Below are 22,520 nucleotides of genomic sequence, written 5' to 3'. Positions count from 1 at the left end.
GAGATACTTGATGAGGTTTGGGATTAAGAGATATTCACCATATCACAAATGGGTTTCCGCTACGCGGCTTCCCACAAAGCTCCGCTTTGAAAATAAAAACCGCTATAAAAATGCTTTGAGCAAGCTCAGTATTTTTATAGCGGTTTTTATTTATTCGTGACCACGATGGGACTCGAACCCATACGCCTTGTGAGCACCACCCCCTCAAGATGGCGAGTCTACCAATTCCTCCACGTGGCCAAAGGTAGTATAAACAAAAAAAGTTAAGCGTAAGCTTAACTTTTTGTGACCCGGCTGGGATTCGAACCCAGGACCCCATCATTAAAAGTGATGTGCTCTACCAGCTGAGCTACCGAGTCATTGCATTTCAGAAAATAAAATCAGGTCTTATTTGTGACCCGGCTGGGATTCGAACCCAGGACCCCATCATTAAAAGTGATGTGCTCTACCAGCTGAGCTACCGAGTCTGTTATTTCATTCCCTGAATGCGGGTGCAAATATACGCATCATTATTTCATTATTCAAAGCGTTTCTGCGAGAAATTTGCGATTTTTTTCATTATTTTTTTTAACGCCTTTATTTATAGGGGCTTATTGCGAAAGAAAATTTTACTTCATTTTAACCGTAACTTATAATTGAGCATTATTTTGAATGAAATAAGGGCTTCTCACAAAAAAAGTAATTAAAATTGCAGTATGAAAAAAGTGATTTTGTGTGGATATATGGCTTCCGGCAAAACGACAACAGCAAAACTTTTGTCAAAAAAAGCCAATTTAAACTATATCGACCTTGATGAGGTAATAGAAAAAAATACCGGAAAGACCATTTCGAAGTTATTTGAAGAGGACGGAGAGATCAAATTCCGTAAACTGGAACACCAAACCCTAACTACTATAGTAAATGAATCTGAGAGCTTCGTTTTAAGTTTAGGGGGCGGAACACCTGTATATGCCAATAATCATTTGGTAATGCAGCGTGACGATGTTGTGTCGGTATATCTTAAAACGGGAATTGGAGAGATTGTAAACCGCCTTAAAGCCCAAAAAGGTCAGCGTCCGCTGTTAGATGCCCTTAAAGAGGAAGAACTCGACGAGTTCATAGGGCAGCACCTTTTTGAGCGCAGTTATTATTACCATCAGGCAAAGCATGTGGTGGCTACCGACGGTAAATCGCCGGATGAGGTTGTAAACGAGATTATGAAGCTTATTTAGTCTTCCAGATAAGCGTATTGTTCGTTGGTGCCTAAAACTACCTGAACGTTTTCGCGTAATGATGTAGAAAGTGATAATCCTTTAAAGTCAGCTTTAACCGGGTATTGTTTGTGATTACGGTCTACAAGTACTGCTGTCTTGAATTTCTTAAGCGGAACATTAAGAAAATGTCTCACACCATATATCAGGGTAGTACCGCTGTTTAGTACATCATCAACAAGTATCAGGCTTTTATTTGCATATTCTTCAGGTTTAAGCGAGGTCTCAATCGGGTCAAGCGGTTGCTGCTTGTTTATTTTTACCTCACAAAGTGTAGCTTTTATCTCCGATATCTTTTCTACTTCAGCGGCAAGCTTTTGTGCAAACAAATAACCATTGGCTGAAATTCCTGCAATAACAACTTCGGTGTCATCGGGGAAGGTTTCGTATATCTGGTAAGCAATACGTCTTGTTTTATGGTCTATTTCCTGTTGTGTAAGGATGATGTTTTTCATTATAGGGAATAATTTGTATCAAAGATAAAAAAACTGTTGGCTTCCTTTACGGATTTTATTCGTTGTCAAATTCGTCGTCGTTAAAATCCATACCGTATTCGTCAAGATCACGGCGGTCTTTTTTAGTAGGCCTTCCGGTTCCTGTAGCGCGGTAATGCGCTTTGGAAAGTTTAAGTAGTTCCAGATGCTCAAATGCCTCTGCCGGGGTTTCGTCCTTGCGGTAAATGTCTACCAGTTTGGGACCCACACGATTTGCAGGAATGTCTAACACCTGGAGTATATAGTTTATCTGGTCACGACGTACAGTGACTTTATCTCCAGGGAAAACATCGCGTGATGCCTTTGCCTGCTGGCCATTTACAGTTACATGTCCTTTTTGTATGGCTTGTGTTGCAATGCTACGTGTTTTATAGTAGCGAACACACCATAAATATTTGTCAATCCTCATACTAATTCGTAAAAATCGCTGTTATTAGCATTACAAAAATAAGAATTCTAAACGGGTTCCAAATGAAAATTGTATCTTGCGCCCATTAAAAAAAATTACGATGAAGAGATTTTTAAAGGCCTTCAGCCTTATAGCGTTTATTGCCATTTTTGCTTCATGTGGAAATGACGACGATGTTACTGCGACTCCTCCAAGAGATTATGGAGTTCAGAATGCTGCTGATACCGATAGTATAGTTAAGTTCCTGAAGACACATTATATCGTTCTTGACGAAACTAATTATCAGGCAACTTTTCCTGAAATTACTGACGGAGTTACCGAGCCTTCAATATGGGATAATACTACATATCCTTTAAAGAGCACTGTTGTTACAAGAAACAGTATAGATTATACTATTTATTATCTTACTTTCCGTCAGGGCGTTGGAGATGCTCCATCAGGTGTTGATGATGTTAATGTTAACTATAGAGGTACATTGCTTGATGGAACCCAATTTGATATTGCTCCGGTAGTTGGAGGAACAAATTTCTCGTTAAGTGAAACGATTTCAGGCTGGCAGGATATTTTTCCGTTCTTCAATTCAGGAACATATATAGAAGGTAACGGTGGTGAGCCGGCGTCTTTTACAGATTATGGAGCGGGAGCGGTATTTTTACCTTCAGGCTTAGCTTATTTTAATGGTTCAAGAGCCAGTATACCTGCTTATTCTTGCCTGGTATTTTCGTTCCAGCTTTTTGATGTTACTTATACCGATATTGATGGAGACGGGATATTGAATAAGGATGAGTTTGAATGGGGTAAGGATGATGAAACCGGTGAATGGAAAAAAATACCGGTTGTATTTAGTGATACCGATGGTGATGGTGTTCCTAACTATGCCGATGTTGATGATGATGGTGATGGATTTCTTACTAAAGATGAGATAAGAAAAGTAATAAATGGTTTACCAAGCACAAACCAATATTATACTTATGACGAAATGCTGGATGAAAACGGTACCGTTAAAGAAGAATTCAGATGTCCTAACAGCACCAGGGAGATACCGGTTCCTAAATATATGGATGATACCTGTAGAGGCGGAGTTGCCAATTAGGGTAGTGAAAAGCTATAAATGAAAAATCCCATCAGTCGTTGAGGCTGATGGGATTTTTTATTTTATATGTTTCAGTGTTTGGATTTTAGTCGGATTATCCAAATCCTAATATTGTCGTTTATTTATGCCTGGCAAAAATCAGACAGGAAAAGAACAAGAACAAGTGCTGTGTAGTAGTGTTTTAGTAGTGTTTTCATAGTAAGGGGGATTTAGCTAAATTAATCTTCTGTTTTTGGTTACTCAAATAAAGGAAAAATATTAGTCAGAAAAAAGCTTAAAACGACGAAATGCATGAATAATCAGGTGAAATGCGTAGTGGTAAAATTTTGATAACACAGTGATATTAGGCTTTACTTAAAGTTAATATTTGTTTTTAGTTTAAATATTGAATTTTCATGCGTGTTTTTTCTTAAAATACCTACAGTGGTAGCTTTATTCCGCTTAGGTTTTCAAATTCGAGCCTCAGGGCAGATTTAATTCCTATAATCTCAAAGGGGTCGTAATTGAAAAAAGTATATTTTAATCTGGCAAAATGAGTAGTGTCTTTGTTTATTGCTGTGAAGTAACTTATGAGAAGGTTAAAGTTTTCTTCGGCTTTTACTTTATCTTCAGATGTTATAAAAATTGTAAAAACCTCGATTAATTTCTCGTTCATTAGTATAATTTTAAAAATTGGGGCACAAATATAACACCGGCCGCAGCTTTTAAAATTACGTAATCATTAAGGTAATGTTATGCAGATTAAGTTTGTGGTTGTGGGCGAAAGCCAGGTAACAAAAAAATCCCGCTCTTTCGAACGGGATTCTTTATATTAGTAAAAGAAAATTATTTCTTTCTGCTTATTGCTTTTTCAGCAGCTTCAACGATAGCACCATTATTTAGCTTATATTTTTCCATAAGCTGTGCAGGTGTTCCTGATTCTCCAAAGCTGTCATTAACCGCTACGAACTCCTGTGGAGCAGGATTGTTAAGCGAAAGCACACGTGCAACGCTTTCTCCAAGTCCGCCAAGGATGTTGTGCTCTTCAGCAGTTACAATACATCCTGTTTTACCTACTGATTTAAGGATAGCCTCTTCATCAAGTGGTTTGATCGTGTGGATGTTGATAACCTCTGCAGAGATGCCTTTAGCCTCAAGAGCCTCAGCAGCAACAAGAGCTTCCCATACAAGGTGTCCTGTAGCTACGATAGTTACATCAGTACCTTCGTTAAGCATCATTGCTTTTCCGATAACAAAATCCTCTCCTGTTTCAGAAGTGAAGTTTGGTACTGATGGACGTCCGAAACGCAGGTAAACAGGTCCGTGGTGCTCAGCGATAGCGATGGTCGCCGCTTTTGTCTGGTTGTAATCACAAGTGTTGATTACTGTCATGCCCGGAAGCATTTTCATCAAACCTATGTCTTCAAGTATCTGGTGAGTTGCACCATCTTCACCTAGTGTAAGACCAGCGTGAGAAGCACAAATTTTTACGTTTTTGTCTGAGTAAGCAACCGACTGACGGATCTGGTCATATACCCTTCCTGTAGAGAAGTTAGCGAAAGTACCTGTAAAAGGAATCTTTCCGCCAATGGTAAGACCTGCAGCCATACCAATCATGTTAGCTTCAGCGATACCTACCTGAAAGAAACGCTCAGGGTGGTTTGCTTTAAAGTCGTCCATTTTAAGCGACCCGATAAGGTCAGCACAAAGGGCAACTACATTTTCATTTGTTTTTCCAAGTTCAGTTAGTCCCGCACCAAAACCAGAACGGGTATCTTTACTTCCTGTATTTGTATATTTTTTCATCTTTTTCGAGTATTGAGTAGTGAGATTTTAGTATTGAGAAGCTGGATTTTAGTATTGAGAAAAGTTCTCAGGTCTATAATCTATTATCTATGGCCTCAAATCTAATATCTCAAATCTAAAATCTATTAATAATCACCAAGGGTTACTGCATTCTGGTCAAACGCTTTTTGAAGCTGCTCATCATTTGGCGCTTTACCGTGCCATGCGTGCGTATGCATCATAAAGTCTACACCATTACCCATTTCAGTATGAAGAAGCACACATACCGGTCTTCCTTTGCCTGTTCTTGATTTAGCATCTGCCATACCTGCAAGGATAGCCTCGATGTTATTACCTTGTTGAATTTCTACTACTTCCCATCCAAAAGCAACAAATTTTGCACTGATGCTTCCCATGTTAAGTACTTCGTCTGTAGAACCATCAATTTGTTTACCGTTAAGGTCGATTGTAGCGATATAGTTGTCTACTTTATAAGCAGAAGCATACATCATAGCTTCCCAGTTTTGACCTTCCTGAAGTTCACCATCACCGTGAAGGCTGTATACAAGGTGGTTGTCTCCGTTAAGTTTTTTAGCCTGAGCAGCACCCACGGCTACGCTCATTCCCTGTCCAAGAGATCCTGAAGCCATACGTACACCCGGAAGCCCTTCGTGAGTAGTTGGGTGGCCCTGAAGCCTTGAGTTGATGTGACGGAAAGTTGCAAGCTCAGATACCGGGAAGTATCCGCTGCGTGCAAGAACGCTGTAGAATACAGGTGAGATGTGTCCGTTTGAAAGGAAGAATACATCTTCGCCGATACCGTCCATGTCAAATCCTTCTTTACGGTCCATAATAACCTGGTAAAGGGCTACTAAAAATTCTGTACAGCCAAGCGATCCTCCAGGGTGACCTGAGTTTACCGCATGCACCATACGAAGGATATCCCTTCTTACCTGAATCGTTAAATCGTTAAGTTGTTGTGTATTAGGCTTCATTTTATCTGTTAAAGTTAAACTGGTGCAAAGATAATCAGATATTTCGATTTAGGAAGCTGTACATTCCACATTTCCAAAAAGTTATGAAAGAGGTGTTTATAAATAAAAATATTCCCGTAAAACAATGATTTTTACGGGAATATCTCAGTTTTTTTATAAAAAGGACTAATGCATTTAGTCTTCTTTTTTGGTAAAGGTATAAGAACCGCCTCCCTGCTCTATGATAAAACGTTTCGTTTCAGGATAAAATGTTATGGTAATACCGGCAGGAGAGAAGGTGAAAATATTTTTCTCGGCCGATTCTAACGGAAAAGACTGCTGTCCGCTCGCCTGTGCAGATAATATTTTTCCGTTGGTGCTGATAACAAAATTCACAGGCATTTGGGTATTGGTATAAATACCAATCAGTTGATCAAGTTCTGCTGCCGTATAATTGTATGTTTTAAATTCAGGGATTTCGAATGGCTTGCCAAAAGCCCAGTTAAGCAGGTTTATGCTAAGGTCATTGGTGTTCATGTTGGCACCGTTAGATGTCATGGCAAGAGTAACCTTTTCGTTAGGGAAGTAAGCAAGGAACGATGTAAAGCCGTCTATGCCGCCACTGTGTCCATATGATTTCTTTTCTTCAAAAGGAAAACGGAACATTCCCATGCCATATTCATCGCGAAGGGTTTTCATTTGCTCAAGACTTGCCTGTGATACCAGTTTTCCTGAAAAAAGCGCCTCAATAAATTGAGAAAGATCTGTAGGGTTAGATACAACAGCTCCGGCGCCCATTGGTACAGACATATCGGTTTCCATGTCTTTTTCCCATTTCCCCATATATCCGTAAGAGTTAGCTTCGTTGGCAGCAGGATTTATCTTTCCGCCCATATAGGTGTTAGTTAGCTTAAGGGGCTTGATAATTTTTTCGGTAAGCAGTTCCTTGTATGGTTTCTTGTATGTTTTTTCAAGAATGTAGGATAGTAAAACATAATTAGCGTTACTGTAATCGGCTTTCGTGTCAGGTTCAAAATCGCTGCCGCCGCGTGTAATGTTTTCGATCATCTGGGCTTCTGTCTGGGGAATGTTAGACCAGGCATAATATGACGGATCGTTAGTGAAGTTATGGATACCCGAACGATGGCTCAGCATTTGCGCAATGGTAATAGTAGAAGCTTCGGGAATGTTAGGGTAATAAGTGTCGAGCTTGTCAGTCAGCTTCAGTTTTTTTTCTTCAATGGCTTTAAACACCATGGTAGCAGTAAACATTTTTGAGATAGAACCTATCCTGAATTTTGTTGCTGCTGTATTCTTTTTGTTGTTCTCTACATCGGCAAAGCCTGTCGAACGGCTGTAAATTATCTTTCCGTCTTTGGCTATGGCTATACTGCCCATGTATTTGTTGTTAGCTTCAAGAACGTCCATGTACTGATCCAGTTTGGTTTTGTCTGGTGTTTGGGCTAATAGGGTAGTGGCGGTAAGGATGGAGCCTAAGGTAAGTATGATTTTGTTTTTCATTTTTGTTTGCATTGAATTCTCAAATGTAGTGATTTTTGATAGGAAGTCCGATGTCGGAAGTCCGAAGTCGGATGTTGTTGTTTCAAAGTTTCAAAGACCCTATCGTTCCATCTTATCCCCGGACGGTATTCAGTATTCAGTCTCAGTTTGCAGGGCTATGTGCTAAAATCCGCGTCTATCCGCTCAAACCCGCGTCATCCGCGTTCTGTTATTAAGCAACAGTAGTAACCCTAAACCTGACTGCAAAGGTACGAACGATATTTAGCTGTTTACTGAAGTTGCCTTTTCAGCAAAACTTTGTCACTTTGCAACTTTGTCACTTTGCGGCTTTTTAATGGTTTTCTCCCCGCACCCCTCTTTCCTAAAAATTACAATTACAATACCATGTTCAAAATCAAATTCATTTACAATTCCATTTTCAATATCACTTTCATTTTCCATATGTGAAACATATGATGAAAGGAGAGATTTTCAAGGTGTAGCTGATTTTATTGTTTAACGGTTTTGTTTTTAATGAGTTAAATAGGTGATGTTCAATGTCGTGAGCAAAAAGTGCAATATTGTTTTGTGCCATATGTGTTGACATAACAGTTGCAAAGTTGACAGGGACGAAGTCTCAAAGTTTCAAAGTCTCAAAGTTTCAGAGTCACAAAGTTTCAGAGTCACAAAGTTTCAGAGTTGCAAGGTTTGGCTATTATCTAATTGTTGCCATACATTTTCCAGTTCAACTTTATTGCTGAAGATTTTTCAAATTCTCAGATTTTTTGAATTATTGATTTTTTATGTTCGGAACCAATTATAAACACAGTTTGATTATATTGATTTTCTTTGCTGTAATTGTAAATGTTTTGGAGTATTGCGTTTTCATTAACTAAGCAATTATCTCAATGATACATTTAATTTCAGGACTAAAATCTTTAATACTGATTCATAAATGCCTAATATATTGGTATCACTGCTCGTTGCTCTTCTTTTCCCCATTGTACCTGCCATGTTCTTCCGTCAATTTGATCAAGCAGAATGAAATTGTATATGTTAGTTGTTGGATAAAGAAAAAATCTACCATTTTTTTCTTCGTCTTTATTTACTCTTGAAACATTTGATAGGGTACTTTCAAACCTATATTCGTTTCCTTTTGTACTCCATTGAACCTGCCACATTTGCCCATTTCGGGTGTCTAATTTGATAAAAGTGTATATGTTTTGTGTAGAAAAAAGCCTATAAACAACAGAGCTGTCTGTAGAAATATTTTGCTCTGGTGTTACAGATGTATTCTGAGCAAACAAGATTGTTGTGAATAGAAAGAAAATAAAAGTGGTTATTGTAGCTTTCATAATGATTAAATTTTTATTCTCTAGTGTTGGTTATATGTTGAAATCTTTCGTTCTTATGTTTAAAAAGGTTGTAAATTTATAGCTTAATTATTTACTACAAGAATACTTATATGTTACGTAAAAAACAGTTATAACCACATTTCATAAAGTTTAAATAACCAAATCTTAAAAAGCATTAGTGCAAACCTCAAACCCTAAACTCTAAACAACAAACTCAAAACAATTGCCTATCTTTGCGCCCTGTAAAAGAGAGCCATGAAATTTGACTTAATCACTAAAGACCCGCAAAGTAAAGCCAGAGCGGGCAGCATAACCACCGATCACGGTGTTATCGAAACTCCTATATTTATGCCTGTGGGTACGGCGGGTACTGTAAAAGGCGTGCACCAGCGCGAACTTAAGAACGATATCAACCCTGATATCATTCTTGGTAATACCTATCACCTTTACCTTCGCCCGGGTACTGAAATCCTTGAAAAAGCTGGTGGACTGCATAAGTTCATGAACTGGGACCGACCTATCCTTACCGATAGTGGCGGTTATCAGGTATATTCACTTTCGGCTAACAGAAAAATTAAGGAGGAAGGGGTTAAGTTCAAATCGCATATCGATGGCTCGTACCATTTCTTTTCGCCCGAGAGCGTAATGGAAATTCAGCGTACCATTGGTGCCGATATCATTATGGCTTTCGACGAATGTACGCCTTACCCATGCGATTACCGTTATGCAAAACGCTCTATGCACATGACGCACCGCTGGTTAGACCGATGCATCACGCACCTTGAAAAAGTTCCGTATAAATACGATTACAGCCAGGCGTTCTTCCCAATTGTTCAGGGTAGTACCTATAAAGACCTAAGGGCACAATCTGCTGAATATATCGCTAATGCCGGTGCAGTGGGTAATGCCATTGGCGGACTTTCTGTTGGCGAGCCTGCCGAAGAGATGTATGCAATGACCGATGTAGTATGCAGCATTCTTCCGGAAGACAAACCACGTTACCTGATGGGAGTGGGTACACCTATAAATATACTTGAGAATATCGCTCTTGGGGTTGATATGTTCGACTGTGTTATGCCTACACGTAATGCCCGTAACGGAATGTTGTTTACAGCTAACGGAACCATTAATATCAAAAATAAGAAGTGGGCTGACGATTTCTCTCCAATAGACGAAATGGGCATTACTTTTGTAGATACCGAATATACTAAGGCGTATTTAAGACACCTTTTTGCATCGGATGAATTCCTTGGTAAACAGATTGCTACCATTCACAATCTTGGTTTTTATATGTGGTTGGTTCGTGAAGCAAGAAAGCATATCTTAGCAGGAGATTTCCGTGAGTGGAAGGAGATGATGGTGAGAAATATGAGCCAAAGACTTTAAGTATATAATCTAAAAGCATTTATCCTTTGAAAATAATAGACTGGTACATTTTAAAACGTTACCTGGCCACCTTTTTTGTAATGCTCATCATGTTTATACCTATTGGTATTGTGATTGACGTATCCGAAAAAATCAATAAGATATTGGCTAAAAAAGTGCCTTTTATGAAAGTTGCCGGCTATTATGGCGACTTTACCATCTATTTTGCCAATATGCTTTTCCCTATAATGCTGTTTCTTTCGGTAATATGGTTTACCTCTAAGCTTGCCAATAATACCGAGATTATTGCTGTATTAGGTTCTGGTATCTCTTATATGAGGTTTTTAAGGCCTTATATCATGGGGGCATCTATAGTATGCGTGTTGGCATTGGTAATGGGTATCTTCTTTGTACCGAGCGCGAGTAAGGGTTTTAACGATTTTAGGTATACTTATCTGAAAAATAACCCTGAAACACGGCAAAGTACCGAGGTGTACAAGCAAATTAGCGATAATGAGTATATCTATGTAAGTCATTTTAATTATCTCGATAAAATGGGTTACAACTTTAACCTTGAGAATTTTAAGGATAACAAGCTTGTTTATAAGATCAATGCTTCTTCTATAAAATGGAATGAGAAGGACAGCACTTATACATTAACTGGATATAATAAAAGAACAGTTGGGGCTATGGGTGATAAGCTGGAGTCTGAACCAGAGAAGAAATTCAAATTCAACTTTAAGCCGGATGATCTTACACCAACTATATATGCCGCCGAAACAATGACTCTTGGCGAGCTCAACAAGTTTATAGAAAAAGAAAAAGACCGCGGATCGGGTAACATCAATGCCTATTATGTAGTGCTTTACAGAAAGTATAGTATTCCCATTTCAGCATTTATCCTTACGGTTATTGCGGTGGCGGTATCGTCTATGAAACGCCGTGGCGGTATGGGGGTAAACCTCGCTTTAGGTATTGCCCTGGCATTCGTTTATATCTTTGTCGATAAAGTATTTGGTACTCTTGCCGAAAAATCAAGTATGAGCCCGTTCCTTGCTGTATGGATTCCTAACTTTGCTTTCGGAATACTGGCTATATATCTGTTACGCAATGCAAGACGTTAAGCTAAAAAATTACCTGCACCTTCATTTTATAGTGTTCATCTGGGGTTTTACCGCAGTACTTGGTGCACTCATTACACTCGATGCCTTGCCACTGGTTTGGTTCAGGATGTGCATAGCTGTTGGTATTATTGCCATTTATGCGGCAATTACCAGGGCTTCATTAAAAATACCGTTTAAAACACTTATAGGCTTTCTAGTCGCAGGCTTGATTATAGCTCTGCACTGGTTTACATTCTTTCAGGCTATAAAGGTTTCTAATGTATCGGTTACGCTGGCATGTTTGTCTACGGGTGCTTTTTTTACATCGCTACTGGAACCTATATTCTTTGGCAGGAAAGTAATTCTGTATGAAGTGCTTTTCGGGTTGCTTGTTATAGGTGGATTATACATGATATTCCATTTTGAAGGTAATTACCTAAACGGAATATTGCTGGCATTGTCATCTGCATTCCTGTCGGCGTCGTTCTCTATCATCAACGGAAAATATGCAACACAATACAGTCCTGTAACCATCTCATTTTATGAGTTGTTAGGAGGAGTATTCTTTTTCTCCTTATACCTTTTGTTTTCAGGCAGCTTTACACCGGAATTCTTTATGGTATCGGCTAATGACTGGTTGTGGTTGTTTGTACTGGGTTCATTTTGTACAGCCTACGCTTTTATAGCATCGGTGCACGTTATGAAATACCTAACGCCATATACGGTTATGCTAACCATAAATATGGAACCCATTTATGGGATAATTCTTGCTTTGATCGTGTTTAAGGACACTGAAAAAATGAGCTTTTGGTTTTATATCGGGGCGGCTATAATACTGAGTACTGTGATAATCAATGGGATACTAAAAAACAGAACGAAAAAAGTAAAGTAAATGGCGATTGGTATTTCCTAAATCGCTTAAAGTTTTATCTTTGCATTTCGCAATAAAATTAAAAATCTGCCATACTATGGAATATTTAGATTTTGAACTTCCTATCAAGGAACTTGAAGACCAACTGGATAAGTGTACAATTATAGGCCAGGAGTCTGACGTGGATGTATCTGCCACATGCAAACAGATCGAAGAAAAACTGGAAGAGACTAAAAAGAAAATATATAAGAATCTTACTGCATGGCAAAAGGTTCAGTTGTCAAGACACCCTAACCGTCCTTACACGCTGGATCACATTAAAGCACTTGCAGGAGATACTTTCCTTGAGCTTTTTGGCGATCGCAGCTTTAAAGATGATAAAGCGATGGTGGGAGGACTTGCTAAAATCGGCGGACAGTCATTCATGATCATTGGTCAGCAAAAAGGACATAATACAAAAACCCGCCAATACCGTAACTTTGGTATGGCAAACCCTGAAGGTTACCGTAAAGCCCTTCGCCTTATGAAAATGGCTGAAAAATTTGGTGTTCCTGTAGTTACTTTAGTAGACACCCCGGGTGCTTATCCAGGGCTTGAAGCTGAAGAAAGAGGGCAGGGAGAAGCTATCGCAAGAAATATTTTAGAGATGGTACGCCTTAAAACACCTATTATTACCGTTATAATAGGAGAGGGAGCTTCGGGAGGAGCACTTGGTATAGGAGTAGGTGATAAAGTATACATGATGGAAAACACATGGTACTCTGTAATTTCACCTGAATCATGTTCTTCAATCCTTTGGAGAAGCTGGGAATTTAAAGAGCAGGCAGCCGAAGCACTTAAGCTTACAGCTGACGATATGAAAAAGAACGGACTTATTGATGACATTATTCCTGAACCGCTTGGTGGTGCTCACTACGACAGGGAAAATGCATTTAAAGAAGTTGAAAAATATATCCTTAAAGGATTCAATGAACTGAAAGACTTATCAACAGAGGAGCTAATTGCTCAAAGGATGGATAAGTATAGCAAAATGGGCGAATTCAAGGAATAATAAGCCATAATAGCATTAATTAGTCCGAAGCCCTACGGTTTCGGATTTTTTTTGGGTTATCAACAAACCCACCCCTGTTTATTAACAGGTAATGAGTTAGTTATCAACAGCTACTCTTAACAATTGCTTAAAGCAACCCTAATAAAAATTTTTACCTTAGCGATATGGATAATCTCAGAAACGTAAACCCGGTAAAAGTTGATAAGACAACCATTATCAACCTCGAGAAAGGCAAGCTGCCACCACAGGCGCTCGACCTTGAGGAGGCGGTATTGGGTGCCATGATGATTGACAAAAAAGGGGTTGACGATGTTATTGATATCCTGCAGCCGGATGCCTTTTACAAAGATGCCCACAAGCATATTTATGAAGCAATCGTTCAGCTTTTTAACGATACACAGCCTATTGACTTGTTAACAGTATCGGCACAGCTTAAAAAGAATGCAAAACTTGAGCTTGCGGGTGGCGATTTCTATCTTATCCAGCTTACGCAAAAGATATCTTCGTCGGCTCACATCGAGTTTCACTCGAGGATTATACTTCAAAAATACATTCAGCGAAGTCTTATCAGGATATCAAGCGAAATCATTGAAGAATCGTATGATGAAACCGCCGATGTATTCGACCTGCTTGATAAAGCTGAATCAAAACTATATGAAGTTACCCAGGGTAACATCAAACGAAGCTCTGAAACTGCACAAAGCTTAGTTATACAGGCTAAGAAACGTATTGAAGAGATTGCCGGAAAAGAAGGTTTGAGTGGTGTGGCAACAGGTTTCCACGATCTTGATAAACTTACCTCAGGCTGGCAGCCATCCGATCTTATCATTATTGCAGCACGTCCGGGTATGGGTAAGACCGCGTTTGTACTTTCTATGGCGCGTAATATTGCCATTGACTATGGTCACGGAGTAGCCGTATTCTCGCTGGAGATGTCCTCGGTACAGCTTATTACCCGTCTTATTTCGAGTGAAACGGGACTTTCTTCAGAAAAACTGCGTACCGGTAAGCTTGAAAAGCACGAGTGGGAGCAATTGAGTATTAAAGTAAAAGACCTTGAAAAAGCGCCGCTTTATATAGATGATACACCGTCGCTTTCCATTTTTGACCTTAGGGCAAAAACACGAAGGCTGGCATCACAATATGGTATCAGGATGATTATTATCGATTACCTTCAACTGATGACTGCCGGAGGAAGCGGAAAAGGAGGCGGTAACCGTGAGCAGGAGATCTCGACCATTTCGAGAACGCTTAAGGCATTGGCCAAAGAGCTTAATGTTCCGGTAATTGCACTTTCGCAGTTATCGCGTGCGGTAGAGACCAGGGGTTCGAGTAAGCGACCGCTGCTATCGGATCTAAGGGAGTCGGGTGCGATTGAGCAGGATGCGGATATCGTATCGTTCATCTACCGACCTGAATACTACAAAATTGATGAATGGGATGATGAGGAACGTTCGCCAACACAGGGTCAGGCAGAGTTTATCGTAGCAAAACACCGTAACGGTGGATTGGATAACATCAGGCTGAAGTTCGTAGGAAGCCTTGGTAAGTTTGACAATCTTGACGACTTTGGCTCACCATTCGATGAATTGCCTTCGAGTATGAACAGTAATAATGATTTCATCAAGAATCTGCCATCGGCAAATGATGCATTTGGCAGTAACATGAATAGCGGTCCGTCTAACGATGACGATGTCCCGTTCTAAAAAATTGAGATAACCACCTAACCGAACAATATATGGGGAAAACTACACATGACGACTTCGTGATAAGCGAAGCCATACGACAAATGGATGTTAACGGTGCCGAACATATCACTGTAAACGATTAAGACGGCATCATCCATCAACTAAACATCAAACTATAAATGCACCGTGGGAAGCGGTGCATTTATAGTTTTCAGAAAACTAATAATTATTTGTTCCATTTCTTGCCGTTAACTACAACTTTGCAATAATAACAACCACTGGATTCGTTGTTTATATTATACCATTTATGTTGTGCATTTACATTTTGGCAATCATTACCCTTGTCGGCAAAGCCTAAATTTATGAGAAACCATGGTAGTCTTGTTCGTAGCCATAATCTCCATTCATAAGGATGTCTTTTCACTGGATCTAATTTTTTGCTCCAATATAAAAATAAAAAAAGCCGCTTTGTTAAAAGCGGCTTTTTCAATTATTTTTTAGACTCTTCAACAGAAACTTTTCTGAAGTCTTTAAGAAGTTTGCTTAGTTCAAGAGCAGATTTACGAGCTCTTGTTCCAGCTGCTTTGTTACCTTTTTCGATGTGAAGCTCAGCTTCAGCTTTGAATTTTTCGATTTCCGCGTTGATTTGAGAAAACAATTCTTTCATGGTTTGTTTATGATTAAATTAGGTTGCAAAAATAGCGTTTTTACTGTATCTACAAGGGTTTTTACGTTTTTTTGATGTTATTTTCTTCTTAAATTTTCACTTAATTGTTTGTTTTGCTTTCAAACGATAATACGCTTCAATTTCTGTCGTTAGTTTAGTATCTTTGGGTTTACTAAAACAATGAAAATGGCATTCAAAAGAATATGCATTATCCTGCTGCTTGTTATGGGGTTTTCGGCGAAAGCTTCTATGATATTGCTGCCTATGGACGAGACTTCACAGCAGAACCATCTTAAGGCTTACGGGATTACCTATTGGGCGCTTGACAAAAGCTATAAGGCTAACTGGCTCCTGAACTACAGGGGTGGTTCGTTTTTATTGCCGGATGCCGAGCAGATTCGTCGTGAATGCCAGATACGTGGCGTGAGCTTTGAAGTACTGAGCGATGGCGAAGCCAATGCAATCCTTGATGAAATAAGCAGTCCGTCGCAGAATATGGAGAATGTAATTCTCGAAAAAGCTCCGAAGATTGCTGTATATACCCCACCCGGAAAACAACCTTGGGATGACGCCGTGACTATGGTATTGACCTATGCCGAGATTCCGTTTACTGCGATTTATGATGAAGAGGTGCTTAGTGATGCCCTTTTGTTATACGACTGGCTGCACCTGCACCATGAGGATTTCACGGGACAGTATGGTAAGTTCTTTGGAGCCTACCGTAATGCACCCTGGTATATTGAACAAAAGAAAGATGCCGAGGCTCTGGCCGCCAAACTTGGATATGCTAAAGTATCGCAGGAAAAACTGGCTGTAGCTCTAAAAATAAGAAACTTTGTTATTGGTGGCGGATTCATGTTTGCGATGTGTTCTGCAACAGATAGTTTTGATATTGCACTTTCTGCTGAAGGCGTAGATATATGCGAACCAATGTTTGATGGTGATGCCAGTCAGCCGAACTATCAGTCACAAATTGACTACAATAACTCATTTGCCTTTAAGGATTTTATATTGGAACGTAATCCGCAGGTGTATGAGTTTTCAGATATCGATACAACAAATGGGCGAACCATATTAATGGATAAGGACTATTTTACCCTTATGGATTATTCGGCAAAATGGGATCCTATTCCGTCGATGCTGTGCCAAAACCATACACAACTTATAAAAGGTTTTATGGGGCAGACTACTGCTTTTAAGGCCGACAGGGTAAAATCGAATATATTGGTTATGGGTGAGAATAAACAGACTGGCGAAGCACGTTATATTCACGGCACAAAAGGTAAGGGGATGTTTACTTTTTACGGTGGTCATGACCCTGAAGATTACCAGCACAGGGTAGGAGATGCTCCAACGGTTCTCGACCTGCACCCTAATTCTCCAGGTTACCGACTTATCCTTAACAATGTATTATTTCCTGCTGCAAGAAAGAAGAAATTGAAGACATAGTTTTTTGTCCGATGTCGGAAGTCCGATGTTTTTATGGAATTATAAATAGGTAACGGCTCAATTGAGCCGTTTTTTTATTTTATCACCTTAACCGGCAGTCCTCCATAAGCCGAAGAACCGGCAATTTTTTCAAGGTTTACATTTACATTAAGGCTGCTGCTGGTGTTTATGCCGGATACTTTTACGTCAAGGTCGTCGCTGGTACGAATGCCGGTAATGTTTACATCCATTGGTGAAGTAGTTTTGACGGTAATGCTACCATCTTCATTGAGAGGAACGAGTCCGTATTTTGGTTCTGTTGTCGGAAGGGCAGGAGGGGTAGTAGGTGCATTGGCGTATGCCTTAGGTATGATATCGAGTTTATCGAGTGTGTTCACCACAAGGCAAAAAGCAATAATAGTCAGGATGGTTTTAGTGTAGCGGTCGGTTTTCATAGTTGATGATTTAGGGTTGCTACAATAAAAGTAAACAAAAAACCCGTCACGCTTTAGCGGACGGGTTCTTTATGTAAGTAAGAATAAATATATTGTTTATAGACGAATTATTTTACTTGGTTTACGATAGCTGTAAACGCTTCAGGGTGGTTAGCAGCAAGGTCTGCAAGAACTTTACGGTTCAATTCGATACCATTTGCTTTAACTTTACCGATGAATTGAGAATAGCTCATTCCGTGAAGGCGTGCACCAGCGTTGATACGCATGATCCATAGAGCACGGAAGTTTCTTTTCTTTTGTTTTCTGTCACGGTAAGAATAAGCCATTGCTTTTTCTACCGCGTTTTTCGCTACTGTCCAAACGTTTTTACGTCTTCCAAAGAAACCTTTGGCTTGCTTTAATACTCTTTTTCTACGAGCTCTTGAAGCTACTGAATTTACTGCTCTTGGCATAATTTTACTTTTTTTTTGTAGCAGGCGTCCTGAAATTATTTCGGGAACTTAGTGGCCATGCTCCAGGGTTATTAATTTGTTTTAACCGAAACAGCTATTAGATTAATCTTAATTGCTGTTTAACGCTTCTTTCGTCTGTCTTGTGAACAAGCGCAGAGTGAGTAAGCGCTAGCTTACGCTTTTTAGATTTTTTAGTCAGGATGTGACTTTTAAAAGCGTGCTTTCTTTTGATTTTACCTGAGCCAGTAACTTTGAAACGTTTCTTAGCTGAGGATTTAGTTTTCATTTTAGGCATTTTGTTCCTGTATTTGAATTTACTCTTACTTACTTTATTTTTACCCTTACTCCCCCTTTGGGGGGGGGTGGGGGGCTGCTGTTAAGCTTTTTTCTTTTTAGGAGCGATGAACATGATCATCCTCTTACCCTCAAGAACAGGCATAGCCTCTACTTTTCCCCATTCTTCAAGATCAGTTGCAAGTCTTAATAGTAAGATTTGTCCCTGCTCTTTATAAATGATAGAACGCCCTTTAAAGAATACGAACGCTTTTAGTTTAGAACCTTCTTTAAGGAACTTCTCTGCGTTCTTTCTTTTGAACTCGTAATCGTGCTCATCTGTCTGAGGTCCGAAACGTATTTCTTTTACGGTAATCTGCGTAGACTTCGCCTTAAGCATCTTATCGCGTTTCTTTTGTTCGTAAAGAAACTTTTTGTAATCCATAATTTTGCATACGGGCGGTTCGGCGTTTGGCGAAATTTCCACCAAATCCACTTCCTGCTCTTCTGCCATTTGCAGGGCTACAGAAGTTTTGTAAACTCCCGGCTCTACATTATCCCCAACAAGCCTTACTTCAGGGACACGGATTGCAGCATTAGTTCTATGCGCATCTTTTTTTTCTACTCGAGGCTGGTAGCCTCTGTTGTTTCTAATTGCTATGGCTTTAAATATTTAAGTTAAACTTAGAATGCTTTTAATGTTTTATCTATTTCCTGCTGAACTGCAGCAGCAAATTCTTCAATTGTCATTGTTTGGTTCGACTTACCTGAGTCACCGTGGCGACGCACAGAAATCGTTCCGTTCTTCTCTTCTTCCTCACCAACAATAAGCATATACGGCATTTTCTGAACTTCAGCATCACGTATTTTTTTACCTATCGTTTCGTTTCGGTTGTCAATTAGGGCGCGAATTTCGTGATTTTCCAGCAATTGTAAAACTTTTTTAGCATAATTTTCATATTTCTCGCTCAAAGACAATATGATAGCCTGTTCCGGCATTAGCCAAAGCGGGAAGTTTCCTGCTGTATTTTCAAGCAAAATCGCTATAAAACGCTCCATTGAACCAAACGGTGCACGGTGGATCATAACCGGACGGTGAAGTTCGTTATCTGAACCCTTGTACGTCAGGTCAAAACGCTCAGGAAGGTTGTAGTCTACCTGAATTGTACCCAACTGCCACTGACGGCCAAGAGCATCCTTCACCATAAAGTCAAGCTTAGGGCCATAGAAAGCCGCCTCGCCATATTCTACTACAGTGTTAAGTCCTTTGTCGCGTGCCGCGTTGATGATAGCGTTTTCTGCTTTCTCCCAGTTCTCTTCTGAACCGATATATTTCTCCCTGTTCTCTTTATCACGAAGCGAAATCTGAGCACTGAAGTTCTCAAAACCTAATGAGCTGAATACATAAAGCACCAGGTCAATCACGTTCTTGAACTCAGCATCAAGCTGGTCAGGCGTACAGAAAATGTGAGCATCATCCTGAGTAAATCCACGTACACGAGTCAAACCGTGAAGCTCACCACTCTGCTCATAACGGTATACAGTACCAAATTCAGCATAACGCTTCGGCAGGTCTTTGTATGACCAAGGCTTAGCGTTATATATCTCACAGTGGTGAGGGCAGTTCATTGGCTTCAGCAAAAATTCCTCACCTTCGTTAGGTGTGTGGATAGGCTGGAAGCTGTCTGCACCATATTTAGCGTAGTGGCCCGATGTTACATATAATTCTTTCTGCCCGATGTGCGGCGTTACCACCTGCTCATATCCGGCTTTCTTCTGTGCTTTTTTAAGGAACTGCTCAAGGCGGTCACGAAGGGCAGCACCCTTTGGTAACCATAATGGCAGACCCTGTCCTACCTTCTGAGAGAACGTGAAAAGCTCAAGCTCTTTACCAAGCTTACGGTGGTCACGTCTTTTAGCCTCTTCAAGAAGCTCAAGGTACTCGGTAAGATCTTTCTGTTTTGGGAAAGAGATACCATACACACGTGTAAGCTGTTTGTTCTTCTCGTCACCGCGCCAGTAAGCACCGGCAACGCTCATAATTTTGAAAGCCTTGATAATGCCTGTGTTCGGAATGTGTCCGCCACGGCAAAGGTCGGTAAACGTTGCGTGGTCGCAGAACGTGATTGTACCGTCTTCAAGGTTTTCTATAAGTTCCGTTTTATAAGGGTTGTTCTCATTTTTGTAGAATGCAAGCGCCTCCGCCTTAGTAGCAGAACGCATGTTGAACTCGTGCTTACCTCTTGAAATTTCAAGAACCTTATCTTCAATAGCTTTAAAATCCTTGTCAGTTATGGTATTGTCGCCAAAGTCTACGTCATAGTAAAAACCATTTTCGATAGCAGGGCCAATAGTAAGCTTGATGCCAGGGTACATTTCCTGCAACGCCTGCGCCATAACGTGCGAAGTAGAGTGCCAGAAGGCTTTTTTGCCCTCTTTGTCATTCCATGTGTATAATACTAACGAACCGTCCGTCGTCAGTGGGGTCTTGGTCTCAATAGTTGTGCCATCGAAGGAAGCCGATATAACGTTCCTTGCTAATCCCTCACTAATACTCATGGCAACATCCATAGGAGTTACCCCAGCGTCAAATTGCTTGACTGAACCGTCCGGTAATGTAATATTTATCATTAGTAAAAATTTATAAAGCGCAAATATAACGTAATGCCTTTACACATACAATATATAAGTGTAGGCATTACGAATTGTTTTACATTATTTTATAGGGATTTAAAATCGGTGGAGTTTTGATGGGAGCTTTTTCCCGCTTTCGCCTTTATCTCTCCGCTGCGCTTCGAGGATGTCGGCTCTGTCGGGGCTAAGACTTAGCGGTAATCTTCGTGGTTCTGTCATTGCGAGGAGGAACGACGTGGCAATCTCTTATGAATCTGAGTTTTTCTAGCTGACACGAGGCTCTTGCTCGTGCCTTTTAGTTATTTAATGCGAGCGTGAAACTGGGGATCTTACCTATTATTCATCCTGACATATAATATATGCTTGTATTTTTCAGGTCTGAAAACGTTTGGATGTTGAAAATAGAATATATTTCCTCTTAGTTCCGCTGTAATGGTTGTATTGTTGTTTGTGAAAGAAATTGTTGTTTGGGGTTCATATCTTCCTGACGATCCTTTTTGGTAAGAAGATTTTTCAAGTTTCCAGATACCATTTAAAGGGGGATTAGTGCTGTCACCTGATAATTCGAATTCATGATTTTGGTTTAATGTCAGAATTTCATCATGATTTATAGTTGTTTTGTCAAACCAGACAGGGTGGTCAATATGATAATCGCCAATAAATTTACGCTCATCAGGAGTACAGCTAAATAGAGAAATTATTACCGTTAATATAGTTATACCTGTCAGCTTTTTCATTTTGATTTGATTTTTCTGTAGCTTATCAAATATAAACTATTCTGCTGTACTCATGTATAGGTAAATTATTCCCACAATCACTGAATATTGTTTTTATTTGCGATTCCAATAAAACGCTATTCAATGACAACAGTAACATTACCATCTAAGCCACTTACCGGACTTCCCGGAGTACCTTATTATATATATGTGTTGAGGCAGCGATTGTGTTGTTTATGTTTTCTAAGTAGAATTTCTAAATGTTAGATGTTTGTCGGGGGTATATATAGGTATAGATGAATAAAAGGCTTTTTGCTTATCTATACCTATATCTAATAGAGTATAAAGATTGAAAAATTCCTAAAAAAGAGTGTGTGCGGTACGGGTGTATTGAAAAATCCGCAATGCCGGGTGTAAATGTTCAAAAAACCTGAAAAAACTTTTTCTTTCAAAACTACTTATATCAGCAAGTTAAGTCTGAAGGTTAAAAAAATGTCAAAAAAAGGTTTGTAAAAGTTTGCCAAAGTGGAAAAAGGCGCTACTTTTGCACCCGCAATCAAGCACAAGTTCACTGATAACCTGACAACGTCTTAATCCTTGTAAATAAAGGGTTTCTTTGAAAAAAGAAAATAAAAAAAGATGAAAAAAGATTAGGAAGTCACAAAAACAAGCTTACCTTTGCACCCCGCTTAAGGGCGACGGACTTTGAAAACATGAAGCGCATTTTTTTGCCTTATATATAGGAGTAGAAAATAACCGAAAAAAGTTTTGAAAAAAGCTTGGAAGTAAAAGGAAAAAGATTTTATCTTTGCCCTCCCAAACCGAAAGGTCTGGATGCTGAAAAAGTTTTTGAAATTCTGAATCGGCTGAGTTTTTTAGAAAGAATTTTTTTTTCAAAAAAGCTTGCGTAAAAGAAAAGAAGTTGTACTTTTGCAGCCGCTTTGAGAACGAAAGTTCGGAGCGAAAAAACAAGAAGAA

General features: G+C 39.6%; 25 protein-coding genes and 3 tRNA genes. 8 read left to right on the top strand and 20 right to left on the bottom strand.

Going from position 1 to position 22,520, the window contains the following annotated elements; genetic code table 11:
* Positions 1-157 precede the first annotated feature (157 nt).
* The 3 genes from DEU42_RS07980 to DEU42_RS07970 all read right to left on the bottom strand — a co-directional run bounded on the left by DEU42_RS07980 (position 158) and on the right by DEU42_RS07970 (position 467).
* Positions 158-240, bottom strand: a tRNA-Leu gene (locus DEU42_RS07980).
* A 46-nt stretch (positions 241-286) separates the two neighbouring features.
* A tRNA-Lys gene (locus DEU42_RS07975) sits at positions 287-359 on the bottom strand.
* A 35-nt stretch (positions 360-394) separates the two neighbouring features.
* Positions 395-467 (bottom strand) — tRNA-Lys (locus DEU42_RS07970).
* A 228-nt stretch (positions 468-695) separates the two neighbouring features.
* Here DEU42_RS07970 and DEU42_RS07965 point away from each other — a divergent pair.
* Positions 696-1,211: a shikimate kinase gene (locus DEU42_RS07965; RefSeq protein WP_199509070.1), complete on the top strand. Its 516-nt coding sequence runs from the start codon at positions 696-698 to the stop codon at positions 1,209-1,211.
* Here DEU42_RS07965 and DEU42_RS07960 read toward each other — a convergent pair.
* Both DEU42_RS07960 and DEU42_RS07955 read right to left on the bottom strand, forming a co-directional pair.
* Complete coding sequence (locus DEU42_RS07960; protein WP_114757770.1) at positions 1,208-1,708, bottom strand: phosphoribosyltransferase family protein; 501 nt, start codon at positions 1,706-1,708, stop codon at positions 1,208-1,210. The two genes, DEU42_RS07965 and DEU42_RS07960, sit on opposite strands and share 4 nt — an antisense overlap.
* A gap of 52 nt (positions 1,709-1,760) precedes the next feature.
* On the bottom strand, positions 1,761-2,153 hold the full coding sequence (locus DEU42_RS07955) for an RNA-binding S4 domain-containing protein (protein ID WP_114757769.1): 393 nt from the start codon (positions 2,151-2,153) through the stop codon (positions 1,761-1,763).
* A gap of 100 nt (positions 2,154-2,253) precedes the next feature.
* Between DEU42_RS07955 and DEU42_RS07950 the strand changes: the two genes are divergently transcribed.
* On the top strand, positions 2,254-3,246 hold the full coding sequence (locus DEU42_RS07950; protein WP_114757768.1) for a hypothetical protein: 993 nt from the start codon (positions 2,254-2,256) through the stop codon (positions 3,244-3,246).
* Positions 3,247-3,664: 418 nt separating this feature from the next.
* Here the strand turns inward: DEU42_RS07950 and DEU42_RS07945 are convergent, their stop codons facing one another.
* From DEU42_RS07945 to DEU42_RS07925, 6 genes are all read right to left on the bottom strand, one after another.
* The gene (locus DEU42_RS07945) at positions 3,665-3,901 is read right to left on the bottom strand and encodes a hypothetical protein (protein ID WP_114757767.1); all 237 of its coding nucleotides are present in this window, start codon (positions 3,899-3,901) and stop codon (positions 3,665-3,667) included.
* Between the two features lie 170 nt (positions 3,902-4,071).
* The gene (locus tag DEU42_RS07940) at positions 4,072-5,031 is read right to left on the bottom strand and encodes a transketolase family protein (RefSeq protein ID WP_114757766.1); all 960 of its coding nucleotides are present in this window, start codon (positions 5,029-5,031) and stop codon (positions 4,072-4,074) included.
* 125 nt (positions 5,032-5,156) lie between these two features.
* Entirely contained in the window at positions 5,157-6,005 is an 849-nt protein-coding gene (locus tag DEU42_RS07935) for a transketolase (protein WP_114757765.1), read from the bottom strand.
* A gap of 174 nt (positions 6,006-6,179) precedes the next feature.
* Positions 6,180-7,505: a serine hydrolase domain-containing protein gene (locus tag DEU42_RS07930; RefSeq protein WP_114757764.1), complete on the bottom strand. Its 1,326-nt coding sequence runs from the start codon at positions 7,503-7,505 to the stop codon at positions 6,180-6,182.
* 300 nt (positions 7,506-7,805) lie between these two features.
* On the bottom strand, positions 7,806-7,946 hold the full coding sequence (locus DEU42_RS17445) for a hypothetical protein (protein WP_158537860.1): 141 nt from the start codon (positions 7,944-7,946) through the stop codon (positions 7,806-7,808).
* Between the two features lie 497 nt (positions 7,947-8,443).
* On the bottom strand, positions 8,444-8,839 hold the full coding sequence (locus DEU42_RS07925) for a hypothetical protein (RefSeq protein ID WP_114757763.1): 396 nt from the start codon (positions 8,837-8,839) through the stop codon (positions 8,444-8,446).
* 255 nt (positions 8,840-9,094) lie between these two features.
* Between DEU42_RS07925 and tgt the strand changes: the two genes are divergently transcribed.
* The 5 genes from tgt to dnaB all read left to right on the top strand — a co-directional run bounded on the left by tgt (position 9,095) and on the right by dnaB (position 14,935).
* Entirely contained in the window at positions 9,095-10,225 is a 1,131-nt protein-coding gene (gene tgt / locus DEU42_RS07920) for a tRNA guanosine(34) transglycosylase Tgt (protein ID WP_114757762.1), read from the top strand.
* Between the two features lie 26 nt (positions 10,226-10,251).
* Complete coding sequence (locus DEU42_RS07915) at positions 10,252-11,328, top strand: LptF/LptG family permease (protein WP_114757761.1); 1,077 nt, start codon at positions 10,252-10,254, stop codon at positions 11,326-11,328.
* A complete protein-coding gene (locus DEU42_RS07910) occupies positions 11,315-12,199 on the top strand; it encodes a DMT family transporter (RefSeq protein ID WP_114757760.1) in 885 nt (294 codons plus the stop codon). Before DEU42_RS07915 ends, DEU42_RS07910 begins: the two co-directional genes overlap by 14 nt.
* A 76-nt stretch (positions 12,200-12,275) precedes the next feature.
* On the top strand, positions 12,276-13,229 hold the full coding sequence (locus DEU42_RS07905; RefSeq protein WP_114757759.1) for an acetyl-CoA carboxylase carboxyltransferase subunit alpha: 954 nt from the start codon (positions 12,276-12,278) through the stop codon (positions 13,227-13,229).
* 164 nt (positions 13,230-13,393) lie between these two features.
* The gene (dnaB, locus tag DEU42_RS07900) at positions 13,394-14,935 is read left to right on the top strand and encodes a replicative DNA helicase (RefSeq protein ID WP_114757758.1); all 1,542 of its coding nucleotides are present in this window, start codon (positions 13,394-13,396) and stop codon (positions 14,933-14,935) included.
* A gap of 208 nt (positions 14,936-15,143) precedes the next feature.
* Here the strand turns inward: dnaB and DEU42_RS17345 are convergent, their stop codons facing one another.
* Positions 15,144-15,341: a hypothetical protein gene (locus tag DEU42_RS17345; protein ID WP_147278081.1), complete on the bottom strand. Its 198-nt coding sequence runs from the start codon at positions 15,339-15,341 to the stop codon at positions 15,144-15,146.
* A 66-nt stretch (positions 15,342-15,407) separates the two neighbouring features.
* A complete protein-coding gene (locus DEU42_RS07895; protein WP_114757757.1) occupies positions 15,408-15,584 on the bottom strand; it encodes a histone H1 in 177 nt (58 codons plus the stop codon).
* A 186-nt stretch (positions 15,585-15,770) separates the two neighbouring features.
* On the opposite strand from DEU42_RS07895, the gene DEU42_RS07890 reads away from it, so the two are divergent.
* Positions 15,771-17,033, top strand: a complete 1,263-nt coding sequence (locus DEU42_RS07890) for an asparagine synthetase B (protein WP_114757756.1) — start codon at positions 15,771-15,773, stop codon at positions 17,031-17,033.
* A gap of 74 nt (positions 17,034-17,107) precedes the next feature.
* On the opposite strand, the gene DEU42_RS07885 is transcribed toward DEU42_RS07890, so the two are convergent.
* The 7 genes from DEU42_RS07885 to DEU42_RS17600 all read right to left on the bottom strand — a co-directional run.
* Complete coding sequence (locus DEU42_RS07885) at positions 17,108-17,467, bottom strand: hypothetical protein (RefSeq protein ID WP_199509069.1); 360 nt, start codon at positions 17,465-17,467, stop codon at positions 17,108-17,110.
* Positions 17,468-17,574: 107 nt separating this feature from the next.
* Positions 17,575-17,919, bottom strand: coding sequence for a 50S ribosomal protein L20 (gene rplT, locus DEU42_RS07880; protein WP_114757755.1), 345 nt, complete (start codon positions 17,917-17,919; stop codon positions 17,575-17,577).
* 97 nt (positions 17,920-18,016) lie between these two features.
* The gene (gene rpmI / locus DEU42_RS07875) at positions 18,017-18,214 is read right to left on the bottom strand and encodes a 50S ribosomal protein L35 (protein WP_114757754.1); all 198 of its coding nucleotides are present in this window, start codon (positions 18,212-18,214) and stop codon (positions 18,017-18,019) included.
* 81 nt (positions 18,215-18,295) lie between these two features.
* Positions 18,296-18,847, bottom strand: a complete 552-nt coding sequence (gene infC, locus DEU42_RS07870) for a translation initiation factor IF-3 (RefSeq protein WP_114757753.1) — start codon at positions 18,845-18,847, stop codon at positions 18,296-18,298.
* A gap of 29 nt (positions 18,848-18,876) precedes the next feature.
* Positions 18,877-20,823, bottom strand: a complete 1,947-nt coding sequence (thrS, locus tag DEU42_RS07865; protein ID WP_114757752.1) for a threonine--tRNA ligase — start codon at positions 20,821-20,823, stop codon at positions 18,877-18,879.
* A gap of 332 nt (positions 20,824-21,155) precedes the next feature.
* Positions 21,156-21,563, bottom strand: coding sequence for a hypothetical protein (locus DEU42_RS07860; protein WP_114757751.1), 408 nt, complete (start codon positions 21,561-21,563; stop codon positions 21,156-21,158).
* 651 nt (positions 21,564-22,214) lie between these two features.
* On the bottom strand, positions 22,215-22,520 hold a 306-nt coding region (locus DEU42_RS17600; protein ID WP_233506641.1), incomplete at its 5' end, for a hypothetical protein.

Source organism: Flavobacterium sp. AG291 (assembly GCF_003350375.1).
In the GTDB taxonomy this organism is placed as follows: domain Bacteria; phylum Bacteroidota; class Bacteroidia; order Flavobacteriales; family Flavobacteriaceae; genus Flavobacterium; species Flavobacterium suzhouense.
Note: the sequence above shows the minus strand (reverse complement) of the source record. Positions and strands in the feature narration are given on the sequence as shown.